The organism is Pedobacter quisquiliarum (genome assembly GCF_014642175.1).
Classification (GTDB): Bacteria; Bacteroidota; Bacteroidia; order Sphingobacteriales; family Sphingobacteriaceae; genus Pedobacter; species Pedobacter quisquiliarum.
This window is the reverse complement of record NZ_BMIL01000003.1, coordinates 24,247-40,216: the sequence shown is the minus strand read 5'-3', so window position 1 is coordinate 40,216 and position 15,970 is coordinate 24,247. Positions and strand designations below refer to the sequence as shown.

The window sequence follows — 15,970 nt, the reverse complement described above, 5'->3', positions numbered from 1 at the left end:
ATGATTTGGTTAGATTGGTTTAGTAAATTATTCTACTGTTAATTTCTTACAGCAGAATACGCTGGAAGTACTCCAGGAACGATAGATAAATCGTTTTACGTCGGTGCTCTCATAAGGATCTATTTGGTACCCGAAAATAAATAATCCAATAAGACGAAAGGAAGTTTTAACTGTAATTTATACAATGCAACGTCCTTGTTACAAAACAACAAAATCTGAAGCCTAGCGAATAACCTGCTGTATGTACTTTTCTGTTTCCAATAATTCTGGATCTAGCGTATCAGAGTTGTAGGCGATTTTACCTGCGGCATCTATTAGAAAGTAAGTGGGTACGCAGTGGAATTCCTGCTATCTAATAGCTCGGTTTGGGCGGCCAGTATCAGCATTGACGATGATTGTTCCATAATTTATTTGCAATATTTCTGCAGCAGCTCATCAGCTTCATGATTGCCGAGCGCCCTTATTTCGGTCCAGTCTGCACAAGCCCCCTCAAGATTTCCAAGCATTTGTTTGCAAATCCCCCTTCTATACAAGTGTTCTACCTCATCTCTCCTGTTTTCCAATGCCTGATCATAGTAAAACAGCGCGGTCTCATAGTCTTGATTTTTGAAAGCGATATTAGCCTTCTGCCCATGGAAGTATGAAGGCAAGGTTTGCTCTGAAGTAAAATATCTCAAGCGCTGGTTCATCAACACTTTCACAGCTTTTCCGTTGATTTGCGCCGGCTGCCACATGTTTTTCGCCGTCTTAAAAGCCTTGAGATACTCCGCATCATACTTTGGATTTATGCCTTCTATGATCCTGAGGCTATCCGCATGGCCACGTTCATCAACAATAAACGTGGATATCAGCGCGCCAGATTTAACATCCGGTGTTTTATTCCTGACCTTTTCATACATATAGTTCTGAAAGGATGGCCCCCTAAATTGTGCGTAAACTTTCTGACCCGACTTGAAAACAGTGTCCGTCTTTTTAACAGTAAAAATATCGTTTGAACTAAGCGGCATTTTACGTTGAATATATTCCTCCTTGTAAAGCGTGTACTTAATTGCGAAAGGATCGTCTAAGGTCCCATTTGCGGAGCCATTAACCACCACGAGCTTGTTGCCCGTATATTCCAAAATCTTCATCGTATTGATAACTGCACCAGCGGAGCTTTTTACAAGCAGGAGATCACCGTTGATGGAGAATGAAAATGGGCTGCCATTTTCATAGTATACACCTGAAATGCCAATCTGATTACCCTTACTGAACGTGTATTTGACATAGGTAAACTTTAGAAGGTTGTCATCCTGAAGTTCGGAGCCGTTCTGGTAGCTTATTCGCGTGGCAACATAGGCGCCATTTAAGTTTATTTGCGCTAAGCTAAGAAATGTACATAAAGTCAATGCAATGCTGAGGACGAAGCTGCATACGGAAGGTGCTTTAAAGTTCATGAGCGTTTTCAAACCCTAAAACTAATATTTAATCTGCTTTCATAAGTAAATTTTCGAAAACATGAGCTTGAGTGACGTAACTGTTAGCAGAAATTCAAGAAACTCCAAGGTGTTAAACAGCAGGCAAGAATTTCCATACATTTTCAACAGTATGGTCCGGAAACTTGTTTCTAAAATGAACTTCTGGGATTAATAAACTCGTGAACTGAACCTCATCTCCGTTTTTAAAGCTGACGTTAAATACCCTGCAATTCGCCCATGGATTTCTCCTGCTGCGTCTTCCAGTTATCGTAATCAACTCGATATGCGACTTCTGATACACTGTTGTATCATCGCCCTGCTGTAGAGTAAATGAATCACTACCCCGGGAAAGCTGCAGGCATTTATCTTTATCGAAGTGCTTGTAGTTGAAGTACAGGTAAATCAGCGGGCTGTATGATAGGACGGTTAAAACAAGCAGGATGACTAAAAAAGTAAAGCTGGATACTGTCATTGGCATAAAAAACATCAGCCCGGCAAAGAACAATCCTATCAAGAGGACCAGCCTCGCATTCTTAAAAAAGTGTTCGGTGGACGGTCCGCCCAGCTTATATACAAATGGATTTGTGAGAAAATGCGCTGAAGGTCTGAATACAAACCCATACTTAGAGAAATCATTAAGTATGCCCTCTTGCCTGAAGAAACTGCTAATGCATTCGGCGGCTTCTGCCAGGGTTGAAGCGGGTTTAGAATACACATGCTTGTTTCCAGCCAAGTAGTAGAGCGAAAACTTACCCGAAAAATATGGACCCACTTTCAGAAAAGTACCGCCAGGATGTTCTACAGTTACAGAGGGGCAGGTAAGTTCAACATTAGCCAGGTGTCGCTCCTGTTCCCAGGGAAAATTCAACAATAGGGAAATGGTATCCTCCAGGTTACGCTCGGCGATTTCATGAAATTCGCCTTTTTCACAATTTCTGTTCTGAACCTTCGAGATGAGTAACGCCATGGCTGAATATATAAAAATGCTGGCTTTTACCAAAGCAACTTAGAACCACGGCAAGAATCTATAAACATCGACACCTACTTCTATGGGCCTATAAGTATTTGGCTAACTGGCGATGATTATCTAGATTCGTTAGTCACTAACGCAATCAAAACAATTATGCTCAAATGTTTAAATACACCTAAAAACCTAGCAATCCTGCTGTTATTTACATGTGCCTTCATGTCGCTCAATACTACCCTGGCACAAACCAGAAAAGACAGCCTAATTGTATTTGTTGGAGAAAAAATCAGTGTAGTAGAAGATCCAGAAGAAGAGCGCGGGTGGATCATCGACTCCGTTGTTATCAAAGGGAAAGACACTGTGGTTTCACAACATGTGGACCTTCCATTTAACAGACGATTTCGCGCGAAGTACAGAATTCTGGAAATGGTACATGGTTCATACACCGCTGACACCATTGAATTTCTGGCGTATGTTCATGAAGGCCCCCTGGCCTTTGACGAATATAGCAATGTCCTGCTCTTTGTTTCTAATCACGGTGGCCAGCTATACCATGAAAAATACCAGTTCTTCGATGTTTACAAAGCGCAGAATGGTAAATGGGCCAGCCCGTACCCCACAGCGGACTACAACCATCCGTTCAAAGACAGTATAACGGTAAAGCCTGAAAAGATTAACTTTCCGCAAGACTTGAAGTACAGTTTAAAGCCTTCTTTTCAGGTGATGAGGCGTCAAGATTACACAGCACCTTTTTATAGAATTGTTGGTGACTATGCCGTGCCTGTGTACGGAAATTACGTACAGGACCTCTTCAAATTGAAGATGGAAACAACTTTGAAGGCCCGAGGCATATTTTAATTGCGGAAAGTCGTATTATTACCCCAATATGAACGTGATCAACTTTCGCAAAATCATCTTGGCGGTAGCCCTGCTTGCGACCGTCTATTCTTGTAACAAGGGCGACTCAAAACAATACCAAGGCACCGCGCTTGATCCTCAAAGCAATGCGGCTACATTAGACACAACCAAGTACAATGCCGAGTATCTCCCCTATGATGCGGTCAAAGTAAATGGCAAGTTCCCGCTACAGTCCAGCTATAAAGAATTTCTTGCAGCATTTGGAAAGCCCGACAGCTTAGTTCAATACAAGGACGATGAATGTGCATTCTTCGAGGAACCGTACGAATACATTCATTTCAAGGGCAACATGTTTTACCTGGTTAAAGATAGCGCCATATTCCAGAAAGTTAATTTCCAGAGCAGTCCGGATTTTGAATTGACAGCACCGGCGTTGACATTAAAAAAAAACACGACACTTGCTGAAGTTGAAAAGCTTTTCCCGAACGCTGTGCGTAACATCAGGACAACAGAGCATGCCGAGGGGCGTGCTATGCGGTGGGTAAGTTTAGGCGCGTCAAAAACCATTGCAGATGATTTCTGGATACTTGAATTTGATGGAGAAAAGCTGGTGAGCGTTGAATTGTATTCGCCATGCTAACACCTTGAACATTTGCCATAAAGCGTAACCACGTTTGGAGCTGTAACGCCTAAATCGCATCTACGACGAACCGGTCTACAAAAAACACGATTGGCAGAATCAAGCCAATGGTCAGGAAGAGCCAATCCTTAGAAGCCACCCGATCACGATGTTTCCGAATCTCGTAAATTCTTGCGGCGGCGGCTACAAAAACACACACCCAAAATATGTACAGGAGTACTGCTATAAAATTCATCATAGATAAACTTAACAATTATTTCTTATAGAAACATCCTAACCGATTCATTAATTCTTTCTCACAGAAAACCTCAACCCTAATGTAGGTTCCGGAAGTTACTCTCGTTTTTAACATCAGTTTCATATTGCATCTTCTTCCTTCTGCTATTAACCAGCAGGAATACGAAGGCCAGCGGAAAAAAGGTAAAAAAAGTAAATCCATTCTTTACAGCGCCGTATACAGAAACGCCAAGGAGTAAGCCAATCAGCATAGCAGCCGTCAGTTTACTTGTTTTCAGGTTCTTTTGTTCTTGAAGCAACTCCTGGTCACTTAACTCAGCTGGTTTCTTTTGCTCCATGTGCTATTGCTTAAATATTCGCTCAAACTGTTGGCGCAAGTTTTAGATCTTGCTACTACATAAATTTATGTAATTGAGTCAATACTGCAAAACAGATAAGCATTATCTAATCACACCATGTATTATATAAGCTTTAGGTCGGCGAGTTAGACTTTTAACAACCCATAAGTCGCCCTTTTAAGCCGGTGAATGTCTCCGCAGCTGGAAAAATGAGTTTAAACTGTATCTTTGGCGAATATGGGTTTTGCAAAAGAAAGAGGAAAGCTGGAAAAGCTATCGACGAAAGTTCAGGGTTTAACAAATTACGACGAGAAAAGTCTTGCTGTAATTACGGACATTTATGAGCAGTATTCTCACACGATCAGAATATTAAAAAACAAGAATCCAGAAGCCTTCAACGAGGCATATCAGCAACAATTACCACAGGTAAAACTGGCTAAAAACGCATTGAAAGTCAGTGAAGAAGCTGAGAGACAGGATAAATTTGACAGCTACAAACAAGTACTTTCAACTACACTGCAAAGTGCAATCGCGCTAACACACGAAGCGCAATAAGCGGTTTGCGCGTTACCATATCCGCACGCGCTCCGCTTCTGCTTTATAATTCTTGTCATCTGGCTGCAGATTAAAGGCCCGGTAAAATGGCTCAAAGTTCATCAACGGCCCATTCACCCTCCACATGGCGGGTGAATGTGGATTGGTATTTACATAAGTGCGCAGGAATGCGTCTCTCGTTTTTACCCTCCAGATCCTGGCGATAGATAAAAAGAATCTTTGATCTGGTGTATAACCATCAATCTTGACAGTACCTTTTCCTTGTTCCGTAAGCTTAAATGCATCATAAGCCATTGCTACGCCCCCATTATCTGCGGTATTCTCGCCCAAAGTTAAGCCGCCCTTAATATGCACGGTATCCAGCACAGTAAATGAACCATACAGCGCAGAAAGCTGTTGGGTTCTTTCCTTAAACTTTCTGTAGTCTTCTTTCGTCCACCAGTTTTTAACATTACCATCCTTATCATACTGCGCGCCCTGGTCGTCAAATGCATGGGTCAACTCATGTCCGATTACCATTCCAATACCGCCATAGTTGATCGCGTCGTCAGCAGAAAAGTCGAAGTATGGATACTGTAAGATACCTGCGGGGAAAACAATTTCATTTAGCGCGGGATTATAATACGCGGTAACAGTTGAAGGCGTGGTATGCCACTCCGTTCTATCCACTGCTTTATTCAGCTTGGCCAGTTCATCCTGAAAATCATTTCGATTCAGCGACAACACATTCTCAAAATACTGGGTCCTGCTTATTTGTACTTTATCGTAATTCCGCCATTTGTCTGGGTAACCAATCTTTTTGGTAATCGTATATAGTTTCTCTTTCGCTTTTACCTTAGTGCTGTCACTCATCCAGTCCAGATGATTAATTCTATTTTCAAAAGCTTTTTGCAAGTTGTTCACCAAATCAAGCACACGCTTTTTTGAACCTTCATCAAAATATCTCTTGACGTAAAGCTGTCCTAAAGCCTGACCTAAGTAGTTGTCCACGTTCTCCGTCATAGTCTGCTTGCGTGACTTTTGTGTGGTCTGCCCGGTCAGCATCTTACTAAAGTCAAACGAAGCATCAACATACGGCTTGCTCAGCATTTTTGCATAATGTTGCAAGGTGATAGCCTTCAAGTAGACTTTCCAGTCGTTTATAGCCACAGATTTCAACAGCCCATTTAATCTATCATAATAGGCGGGCTGAGCCATATCAATAGAATCGGTCTTAGCACCAAGATTAGCAAGTACTGTTATCCAGCCGATATTAGGCTGTGTTTTGTTGATGTCAGAGAGGGCAACCTTGTTGTAGTTGGCTGCAACATCTCTCAGTTGTACGTTGGTCTTGTGAGATGCTGCGAGTTGTTTCTCAATGCCGTAGCTAACATCTGCATGCTGACGAGCGGCCGCATGGTTACTTCCTGTAAGTTGGAATAACGTGCTGATGTATTTTTTATATGCTTCTTGAATGTGGAGCGTTGAAGAATCACTTCTGAAGTAGTATTCTCTTTCAGGCAATCCGGTACCTGCTTGCGCGACATGGGCAATGTTAAAACCACTGTTCTTGTCGTCGGGGGATATACCCAACTCAATGATGGAGCTGTTGCCCGATTTCATTTCAGCGGCAACAAATTTCAACATCGAAGGCACATCCCGGATGGCGTCAATTTGAGCAAGTATTGGCTTTAAGGGCTGATGACCACGTTTATCAATCGTCGCCATGTCCATTCCTGATGCGTAAAAGTCGCCCACCTTTTGCTCAACGCTGCCAGCGGTGTTCCGGGTAGCGGAAACGCTATCCAGTATATTCTGGAGCAGTTTCTTTTGTGGAATGTTTAGGAAACTATAAGAACCCACACCAGATTGGTCGTTAGCGATTTTTACAGTGTCGTACCATTTTCCATTAACATGGCGAAAGAAATTGTCGCCCGGTTTAATGGACTGATCTATTCCGGGCACGTCTACGAACTGCCTCTTCTGAGCCTTTGAAGAACTCGATGCACTTAATAAAACTATGGCAACACACAGGGGGACCAACTTAGTCATATGCTTGAACTTTTTTTAAATATAAACCTTTCCGCAACGTGCAGGAGCTGTGATTCAAAATTTTAACGTGTTAAGAAAGACTGCACGCTTATTCTTTAGTAAGCGTGAATTGTTGACCGCTTTGTTTAAACACCATGTTTTTTTGTGCGGGATTAAACTCGAACACTACACCTGCTTGTTCAAATCTGAATTTATCTTTTTCCGTTGCCTCAAGTGGAAATGATAATTGACCAGTAGCCTGGGCCATTAAAACTTCATTGTCTTTCGTAATGGTAATTTTCAGCGGAAAATCTTTGGCGCTATAAACACCCAGGTATGCGTCCAGATCTTTTGCATCAACCTTATAGTTTGAAAATACCGGAAGTTCATATGGCTTGTCGTAAACTGCACTCAATACAGCAATCGAAATATTGTTGGTGTTAAAGTTTGTTCCATTTGAAACCAGGGCATAGGAAATGTTTCCATCAGAAAAGAATTGAAATACGGATCTGAAACCATCAATCGAGCCGGTATGACCATAACTCGATTTATCATAAAACGGGCTTTTAAATAAACCTAAGCCAAAGCCGTCTTTGATGTCTTTCATCAGCACAAGGCTCTCACTTTTTAACAGTTTTCCACCGAATAGAGCATCGTTAAACTTCGTCAAATCTGTTGCTGTAGAACTGATACCGCCTGCACCTAGTGGAATAGAAAAATCCGTTTCCGGTTCAATTTTCCAGTAACCGGCAAATGTATAGGAGTTGACTTCATGTTTGTCAACATTGATTTTCCCAAAAACATAGGTGTTCTGCAAGCCGAGGGGCTTCGAAATATACTTTTGTAATAACTCACCATAAGGTTTTTTGAACGTCTTCTCAAGTATATAGGTCAGGAGCACATAGTTTGAATTGCTGTACGCTGCTTTGCTGTCTGGTTCAAATTCACTACCGCCCTTTGCAATGATGGCAACCATCTCTTTTTCTGTCTTCGCTTGGGTGTACCAGGTTAAATACTCTTTATCATTGGTAAAGTTGGAGATGCCACTCCGATGGCCTAGCAAGTGCTTTATGGTAATCTTACCGGCGTTTTTTATCGTGGGAAAAAACTTGTCAATCGTCTGACTTAAGTCCAGCTTGTTTTCCTCAATTGCCTTAAAAATTAGTACCGAAGTGAAGGTCTTAGAGATAGAGCCTATTCGATATTTAGAAGTTTCATCTGCTTTAACCTTATTTTCAACATCAGCAAACCCGACAGTTTTGGAATAGATCACCGCGCCATCCCTGGACACGGCTACACTGCCCATGAATTTGTTGTTTGCTTCAAGTGCATTGAAGTAATTGTCTAATTTGGCTTTGTCAATCTGCTGCGCAAATCCGCTTTGACCTACCGTTGCAACTAGTAAGAGCGTTAATAATTTTTTTTTCATGTTTTTATTTCGTTGATCGTCAACTGCCGGGTTAACGAGTGTCACCGGCATTTAAGCGTCAGTAAAATAGTAAATAAAAAACTATGTTTACAACTCAAAAGATGTTGCCGGGAAACAGCCAATGTGGTTGGACTACGAAGCTAACGACCTCTTAGAAAACATGAAAATTATAAAAAGAATGATCCTGAGTCTAATCTGCCTGTTACTCCTTCTAATTGGGGCAACATTAATCTATATGCAACAGCAAAAATTTGGTAAAGCACCAAATCGGGAATATCTGGATTTGATCAAAAAATCTCCGAATTACAAAGATGGCAAGTTTCAGAACCGTCATTTCACACCTATGATAACAGAGGGCTATTCTTTCCTGAGCGTTACTTATGATTTTATTGTCACCAAGTTTCCAAGAACTAAACCAACAGCGGCTATACCATCCATAAAAACTGATTTGAAGAATTTAGCACGCACAGAGAACGTGCTGATCTGGTTCGGGCATTCTTCCTACTTCCTGCAGCTGAATGGTAAGCGTTTCCTGATTGATCCCATTTTTAGTGGCAATGCCTCCCCTGTTCCGAATTCAACTAAAGCGTTTCCCGGAACAGATGTTTATGCTGCCGCTGATTTCCCGGAAATTGATTATCTCCTAATCACCCATGACCATTACGACCATCTGGATTATGAAACGATATTGCAGCTGGCGCCAAAAATTAGACATGTCGTTTGTGGCCTCGGTGTAGGTGCCCACTTCCGCCACTGGAAGTTCGACAGCACAAAAATCGTTGAGAAAGACTGGGATGAAAAAGTGGTGATTGATGATCAAATGACTTTGCATACGGCTACCGCAAGGCATTTCTCCGGACGTGGATTTACAAGAAACAATACGCTATGGCTATCCTTTATTTTACAGACGCCATCCTTTAAAATATATCTTGGTGGTGATAGCGGATATGACACCCACTTCAAAGAATTAGGACAGAAATTTGGCGGCTTTGATTTAGCCATCCTCGAAAACGGGCAGTATAATGAAGCTTGGCATGAGATACACATGTTACCTGAAGAAGTCCTGACCGCCGCTCAGGAGCTCAATGCTAAAAGGCTGTTTCCGGTACATTCGGGAAAGTTCGCACTCGCATTCCACCCATGGGACGAACCCCTGATACGATTAAGTAAGCACAACCGTGATAAGTATCAGCTACCATTAGTCACGCCGATCATCGGAGAAATCGTTTACCTTGACAAACCTAACCAGGTCTTTAAAGAATGGTGGAAGGATGTTGAATTCTAAACATTCGCAGGAAGCGAGAATGTAAAGGTACTGCCAATTCCTGATTCACTCTCCAACCAGATCTTGCCATCATGGCGCTCCACAATCTCTTTTGATAAGTAGAGCCCGATGCCAAAACCCGAGATGTTCTCACGATGTGATGTCGAGATGCGGTAAAAACGCTCAAACAAGTGCTTGCGGTCTTCTTCTTTGATGCCCATACCCTCATCCCGGATGCTCACCTGTATATGGTCCTCAGCGGAACTACAAGTTACTTCAATGAGCTTGCCGTGCGGCGAATACTTGATTGCATTGCTGATCAGATTGGATACCACTGATGATATCTTTTCACGATCTGCATGCAGCATTGCACTTGCACAGGTGTGCAACACAATCTCATGTGTATTGGTGATCATATGAAAGTCTTCAATCAGCTCCTCCAAGAGTAAACGCATGTCGAAATTCTCCTTCTTCAACTTGATCTTTCCGGATTCCAGGTGTGAGATGTTCAAAAAACCATTGATCATGGAGGTCATTTTACGGATCTGTTGATTGGATTTGTCTAACGCTACACGTGTAAACTCATCGGTGCTGTTCATTAATTTCTTGCGCAAAATCTGCTGATATGCAAGCATTGAGGTTAAGGGCGTTTTCAACTCGTGACTTACCATCCCAATAAAATCGTTCTTGCGCTCTTCATCCATCTTCTGACTAGTAATATCAAGTACGGATCCAATAAACCGCAGCGGCTTCCCTGAATCATCGAAATAGAGCTTACCTAAGGCGCGAACCCATCTTATGCTACCGTCATGTTTAGAAACGGTCCGGTATTCTACATCGTAGGTACCGTCGGAAATCTCAGGATTGGAAAGGTTGGCGATTACCTTTAACACGCGTTCACGGTCTTCTTTATGCACACCCTGAATAAAATCATGTTCATACGAAACCGGACCTGAGTGGTCAATACCGAACAACGATCTTGTCCTTTCATCCCAGATCATTTCTTGCTTGGTCATATCAACATCGAAAGTACCAAGTTGTGCGGCCTGTTTGGAGAGTCTAACCTGCTCGAAGGCATTCTCCAGGTTTTTACGGCCCACAATCTGATCGGTAACATCGTTTGCAATAATGATAATCGCATTCTTAATGCCATCATAATCTGCCATCAGATGAAAAACAAAATCTATATAAACGACTTCCTCTTTTCCATTTCTAATAAGCGGTACCGCTTCGCCACTCGCGCGGTAAGTTTCTCCGGTTTCAAATACAGAATCAATGATCGGTTTGTATTTTTCTTCCAGTTCGGGATTCACTTCCCAATATGGCTTGCTCAGCAATTCATGCGGTGGTTTCCCGATCAGCTGAACAAAGTAGTCGTTTATCTCTTCTACATAGAGCAGCCTGCTTTTCAGAATGCACATGCCTACCGGCGCTTCTTTGACCATCCGTCTGATACTGGCTTCACTCGCGATCAGGCGTTGCATAGCCATCTTTGCTTCAGCAGTGCTGGCTAAAGCTTCTGTAATGTTTATGGCGGTGTTAATGATGTGTGTAACCGCTCCATTCACATCAACCAGCGGCTCGTAATAATTGCTCCAATGCTGAACCTCAGCTTCACCGCTTTGCTCATTGAAGTTCTCATAGCTTACATTGGGTAAGTCAACGCGTTGTCGGGTCGCTACGACCTGTTCAAGGGCAGCAACTAACTTTATTCGGTCAGTATCATCCTCAAAGCTATTCGGGAATACCGTTAAAAGTTCTTTCTGAAGAAGATCTTTCCGTTGCATACCAGTGATCTTCAGAAACTGATCACTAACGGCTAAAATCGTGAAGCGAGGCGGATTCGCTTTAATAATCATGGAGTTCGCTGATTGCTCAAAAAACTTTTGAAACGGCGGACTTAGATAAAAGTCATCATTATGCTCAATCAAAACTTTACAGGGATTAATGTGCGGGCACTACCCAAATATGTAGATAAAATACATAAACAAAAAGGGGCGCTATTGTTTTTAACGTCCCCTATTGTAAAAAAGTTATTAAACAGCTTGCTTATAACCTGAATTGTAAACAGACCCTGTTAAAAGGGGTAGGCATAAGAACCTGATGCTGTCCTGGATAACACCCGAAACACAGCTTGCACACACAATGCGTGGGTGAGGTGTGGGTAAGGTGTGGATCAGCTCTGGGTTAGCTGTGTCTAACATCCCGATTTACTGGTTGTTTATTCATTGTCGTCTACCCCAGGATCGCCAAGGTCATTCGTACCGTCATCAACATTTAAGTCCATGTCCATTTGCGAATCATCACCGTCATAACCGATCATAGTGTCTTCAATGGCCAGCTTATCATCATGTGCGTCTTCACCCGCACTTACTGCATTGGTCGTACCTGCAAAGCCGGTATCGTTGTAATCTTCTGGTGGCATCTTACCAAATTCTTTACCTGTAGAGTCATGCGTTGTGCCGTCATTTTCCATATCTCTCTGCTGATTTTCCTGTTGATTTTCCATAGCTCTAAATTTTAGTTATTAATTTAATTCTGACTATCTTAACAAACCGCTAAGGGTATACTTGGTTTTTTATAAGGAAATTTCAAGTACTAACCGTACCTGCTGTATAAGGTGCATTTGCCTTTATTAAAACATTAGCAGAACCGAGATGGTTCTGAGATAAGTACAGAAAACAACAGCTATGAACTCACGTCGATTATTTTTACAGAAACTTGGAGGAACCGCGTTAGCGACGCAGCTTGCCCCTATTGCAGCATGGGCGGCAAAGCCCGGCATGGAAGAAACGTATCAGGGACCAGTTTTACGAGTGGCCATCATGGGCCTCGGTGGATATGCCACCCGGGTAGCTGATGCAATGAAAGATTGCAAAAAGGCTAAACTTGTAGGTGTAATCAGTGGTACCCCTTCCAAGATCAAAGATTGGCAAGGAAAATATAACATCCCTGAAAAGAACTGTTATAATTATGAAAACTTCGACACCATTAAGAATAACAAAGACATAGATGCGGTTTATGTCATTACACCAAATGCATTGCATCACGACAATACCATACGGGCAGCACGTGCGGGTAAACATGTGATTTGTGAAAAGCCAATGGCCATTAGTGCAAAAGAAGGCCAGGAAATGGTTGACGCCTGTAAAAAGGCGAATGTGAAGTTGCTGATCGGATACCGGATGCATTTCGAGCCACAAACGCTGGAGGTGATCCGGATGCGTAAAGACGGGGAACTTGGAAAAATCACGTTCTTCCAGGGCTTAACGGGATTTACCATTAACGACCCAAATCAATGGCGTGTAGATAAAAAACTTGCCGGTGGTGGCTCCATGATGGATATTGGCATTTACTCGATCAATGGCGCCCGCTACATGGTTGGGGAAGAGCCGATCTGGGTTACGGCACAGGAAACCAAAACCAATCCTGCAATCTTCAAAGAAGGTGTTGACGAAACTGTCCAGTTTCAACTTGGATTTCCCAGTGGTGCTGTGGCATCCTGCTTATCTACCTACAACATGAATAACCTGGACCGCTTCTTCCTTAACGGCACCAAGGGCTACGTTGAAATGTGTCCTTCCACGAATTACGGGCCTATTCAGGGGCGTTCACATAAAGGGCCATTAAACCAGCCGATCGTGACGCACCAAACGGTTCAGATGGAAGAGATGGCTGACATCATTCTAAACGGGAAAAAGCCCGTTGTACCTGTAGATGGTGAAGAAGGTGTACGTGATATGAAGATCATAGAAGCTGTTTACGCCGCGGTAAAGAGTGGCCAAAAACAGAAGATCAGTCTATAAATTAGGATCAGGTATGCGTTAAAACGCATACCTGATTTTACAATATGGCAGATGGAGCTCCACCAGATCGGTGAATGTATCTACTAAGTCCTTCTTAAATCCGCGCTTGTACCGTACATTCCGACCACCAGTCTGGCTGTATTTCACCTCTTGTATTTCTGGCCGCCACAGCACCTCTTCTGCTTTCGGGTGCCAGTTCATGTTCACTTCGTGCAACTGTTCATTGTGGGTAAGAAATATGATTTCCGCGGTTAGCTGCTCCTTTGTTTTTGCATCCAGTTTGTCATTGAGTTCTGCGAAAAGGAGTACCCAGTCGTCTATCCAACCTTCATAATAGATAACTGGTGAGAAGTTCACATTTACCTCATACCCTGCCGCTACAAACTCGTTCATCACATCAATTCGGTCGCTTATAGGTGTGGTGCGCACGTCTACAAGCTTACTCATCTTGTGTGGCATCAAGCTAAAGCGGATGCGTGTTTTAAGTTGGGGATCATAGTGCAGCAGCTCCCGGTTCACAAACTTCGTGGCAAAGGTGAGTTTCCCATTGGGGATTTTTGTAAAAGCATGAATCATGTCCTTTACGTTATCACAGATGGCCGCATCGGCTGAGCAGTCGCCATTCTCCCCGATCTCATACACCCAATACTGCGGATCAATGAAATCCGGCTGCAATTTCGGACCTTGCCGCATGGCATGCCGCTGCAGGTACCTGATGATTTGTTCAATGTTGACAAAGATGGTGATCGGGTTGGCAAAGCCTTTTCTTCGCGGTACATAGCAGTAGGAACAGGACATCGTACAGCCATTAGACTCAGAGGGTGCAATCCAGTGGGAACTCCTGCTGTTTGCTCTTGCGCTGAGGGACTTCTTGATCCCCAGGATGAGCACGTTTCGTTTGTTGCTGATCCAGTCCTCTACGGAACCTTCAAAGCCAAACAGCTCCGGGATCTTCCAGTGTGAAGCAACTTCAATAAGCTTGGCATCAGGGTATTTAGCTAAGATCTCCTTGCCTCTTGGCATATGGTATACTTCAGGTTCGAGGTAAATCTCTTTTATTTGAAGCAGATGATCGAGGGTCTTTTCGTGCAGCATAATCAAATTTTCTAAGCTAACATCCTGAACGGAACATTGTTTATGAATGACTAACGCAAATGTATATTGAACACGGTTTCACCTGGTTTTATGGTCTTCAAAGAGAACGAAAAGCCATGATTTAGAAAGATCTCCCTAACAAGGGTCAATCCGATCCCCTGCCCATCTGTTTTGGTGCTGTAGAAGGGACTGAACAACAAGTCCCGATCCTGTTCCTTTATACCAGCGCCATTGTCAATAATCTTCAACTGACCAACGGTCCGTTCAAGTACCAGCTTGATGCAACCGTTATGGCCGATGGATTCTACTGCATTTTTAAGGATGTTGATGATGGCTTGCTCGAGCTGCTGCGCATCCGCATGAATGAGGAACGGCTCCTCCCCGGTCTCGAGTATAAATTCAACCTGCCGCTCCTGTGCCGTAAACTGCATCAATGCAACCACGGATTTCAGCAGCTTCAGCACATCGATCTGGTGTTTGTTTGCAGGCGGCAATTTCACCAGATCGGCGAAATTGCGCATAAAGTGATTTAGGTTCTGGTTCCTATCGATGGCAACCTGCAAGGCTTGCTGAAGGAGTTCTGCATCATTGCTGCTCCAGAGCGCTTTAAAACTGAGCGCAGACGCGATGATGGAATTCACAGGCCCCACAGTGTTATTAACCTCATGGGCCATCATGCGGATGACCTTACTGTAGACATTCTTTTCGGCTTCAAAGATCTCAGCAGTTACTTCTTCCATCATGATAAACCTTCTTTCGAACCCCCTATCGATGAACTTCGATTTCTGGATCTTATAGGTACGCAATCCATCTACACGGATGACTTTTGGAACACCGGTATCTACATGGCGGAGCTCTGCTTCCAGCGCTGGTGCAGCTTTCAGGATTTCCGCAGCTTTAGGATTAATTTGTTTCAAATCACCATCAAAGTCCATGATAATGATGGCCGTTGGTGAGGTTTGTATAAGCTTTTCAAGAAAGAAGTGCTGCTCCTGCTGCGCAGTACGTTCGATGCGAAGTGCATCAATCATGCGGTTATAAACTTCAACCAGTTCATCAACCTCCGGCTGTCCTGTGGGTCTGAATTTCACGTTGAAGTCCTGATCTTTGATGGCCGTGATGCCTTGCTGCAGGTTTGAGATGGGCTGAATGAGCTGCTTATAAAGTTGCACAGCGACCAAAGCACAGCCAATGATCAGCAGTTCCGAAAGGATGAATGCAATCTTATGTGCTTCAAAGATCAGGTAGCTCAGCACCAAACAGATGGACAGCAGCACCGCAATGAAGAGGATGTATTTGACTTTAAGCTTCATT

15 protein-coding genes are annotated in these 15,970 nt (G+C 43.2%); 5 read left to right on the top strand and 10 right to left on the bottom strand.

The features are described 5' to 3' along the window. Positions 1-407: 407 nt before the first annotated feature. Both IEW69_RS04920 and IEW69_RS04915 read right to left on the bottom strand, forming a co-directional pair. Positions 408-1,436 carry a hypothetical protein gene (locus IEW69_RS04920; protein WP_188625723.1) on the bottom strand — a complete coding sequence of 343 codons (1,029 nt, stop codon included), beginning with the start codon at positions 1,434-1,436 and terminating at the stop codon, positions 408-410. A gap of 112 nt (positions 1,437-1,548) precedes the next feature. Next, positions 1,549-2,424, bottom strand: a complete 876-nt coding sequence (locus tag IEW69_RS04915; protein WP_188625722.1) for a PH domain-containing protein — start codon at positions 2,422-2,424, stop codon at positions 1,549-1,551. 219 nt (positions 2,425-2,643) lie between these two features. Between IEW69_RS04915 and IEW69_RS04910 the strand changes: the two genes are divergently transcribed. Together IEW69_RS04910 and IEW69_RS04905 are read left to right on the top strand one after the other, a co-directional pair. Next, entirely contained in the window at positions 2,644-3,282 is a 639-nt protein-coding gene (locus IEW69_RS04910; protein WP_188625721.1) for a hypothetical protein, read from the top strand. 28 nt (positions 3,283-3,310) lie between these two features. Next, positions 3,311-3,922, top strand: coding sequence for a hypothetical protein (locus IEW69_RS04905; protein WP_188625720.1), 612 nt, complete (start codon positions 3,311-3,313; stop codon positions 3,920-3,922). A gap of 49 nt (positions 3,923-3,971) precedes the next feature. Here IEW69_RS04905 and IEW69_RS04900 read toward each other — a convergent pair whose 3' ends face one another. Both IEW69_RS04900 and IEW69_RS04895 read right to left on the bottom strand, forming a co-directional pair. Next, complete coding sequence (locus IEW69_RS04900) at positions 3,972-4,160, bottom strand: hypothetical protein (protein ID WP_188625719.1); 189 nt, start codon at positions 4,158-4,160, stop codon at positions 3,972-3,974. Between the two features lie 76 nt (positions 4,161-4,236). Continuing rightward, positions 4,237-4,497 (bottom strand): hypothetical protein, encoded by a 261-nt coding sequence (locus IEW69_RS04895; RefSeq protein WP_188625718.1) that lies wholly within the window; start codon positions 4,495-4,497, stop codon positions 4,237-4,239. Positions 4,498-4,734: 237 nt separating this feature from the next. On the opposite strand from IEW69_RS04895, the gene IEW69_RS04890 reads away from it, so the two are divergent. Then, positions 4,735-5,052 carry a hypothetical protein gene (locus IEW69_RS04890; protein ID WP_188625717.1) on the top strand — a complete coding sequence of 106 codons (318 nt, stop codon included), beginning with the start codon at positions 4,735-4,737 and terminating at the stop codon, positions 5,050-5,052. Positions 5,053-5,064: 12 nt separating this feature from the next. Here the strand turns inward: IEW69_RS04890 and IEW69_RS04885 are convergent, their stop codons facing one another. Continuing rightward, entirely contained in the window at positions 5,065-7,083 is a 2,019-nt protein-coding gene (locus tag IEW69_RS04885) for a M13 family metallopeptidase (RefSeq protein ID WP_188625716.1), read from the bottom strand. An 88-nt stretch (positions 7,084-7,171) separates the two neighbouring features. Continuing rightward, positions 7,172-8,491 (bottom strand): serine hydrolase domain-containing protein, encoded by a 1,320-nt coding sequence (locus IEW69_RS04880; RefSeq protein WP_188625715.1) that lies wholly within the window; start codon positions 8,489-8,491, stop codon positions 7,172-7,174. 235 nt (positions 8,492-8,726) lie between these two features. Between IEW69_RS04880 and IEW69_RS04875 the strand changes: the two genes are divergently transcribed. Continuing rightward, positions 8,727-9,776, top strand: a complete 1,050-nt coding sequence (locus IEW69_RS04875) for an MBL fold metallo-hydrolase (protein ID WP_229663518.1) — start codon at positions 8,727-8,729, stop codon at positions 9,774-9,776. Here IEW69_RS04875 and IEW69_RS04870 read toward each other — a convergent pair. Continuing rightward, positions 9,773-11,614, bottom strand: coding sequence for a PAS domain-containing sensor histidine kinase (locus IEW69_RS04870; protein ID WP_188625714.1), 1,842 nt, complete (start codon positions 11,612-11,614; stop codon positions 9,773-9,775). The two genes, IEW69_RS04875 and IEW69_RS04870, sit on opposite strands and share 4 nt — an antisense overlap. Before the next feature lie 362 nt (positions 11,615-11,976). Next, entirely contained in the window at positions 11,977-12,264 is a 288-nt protein-coding gene (locus tag IEW69_RS04865; protein WP_188625713.1) for a hypothetical protein, read from the bottom strand. Between the two features lie 181 nt (positions 12,265-12,445). Here IEW69_RS04865 and IEW69_RS04860 point away from each other — a divergent pair, with 181 nt between their 5' ends. Further along, positions 12,446-13,561: a Gfo/Idh/MocA family protein gene (locus IEW69_RS04860; protein ID WP_188625712.1), complete on the top strand. Its 1,116-nt coding sequence runs from the start codon at positions 12,446-12,448 to the stop codon at positions 13,559-13,561. Between the two features lie 18 nt (positions 13,562-13,579). Here IEW69_RS04860 and IEW69_RS04855 read toward each other — a convergent pair whose 3' ends face one another. Further along, positions 13,580-14,656 (bottom strand): spore photoproduct lyase family protein, encoded by a 1,077-nt coding sequence (locus IEW69_RS04855; protein ID WP_188625711.1) that lies wholly within the window; start codon positions 14,654-14,656, stop codon positions 13,580-13,582. A gap of 50 nt (positions 14,657-14,706) precedes the next feature. Continuing rightward, positions 14,707-15,969, bottom strand: a complete 1,263-nt coding sequence (locus tag IEW69_RS04850; RefSeq protein ID WP_188625710.1) for a sensor histidine kinase — start codon at positions 15,967-15,969, stop codon at positions 14,707-14,709. Position 15,970: the final 1 nt, after the last annotated feature.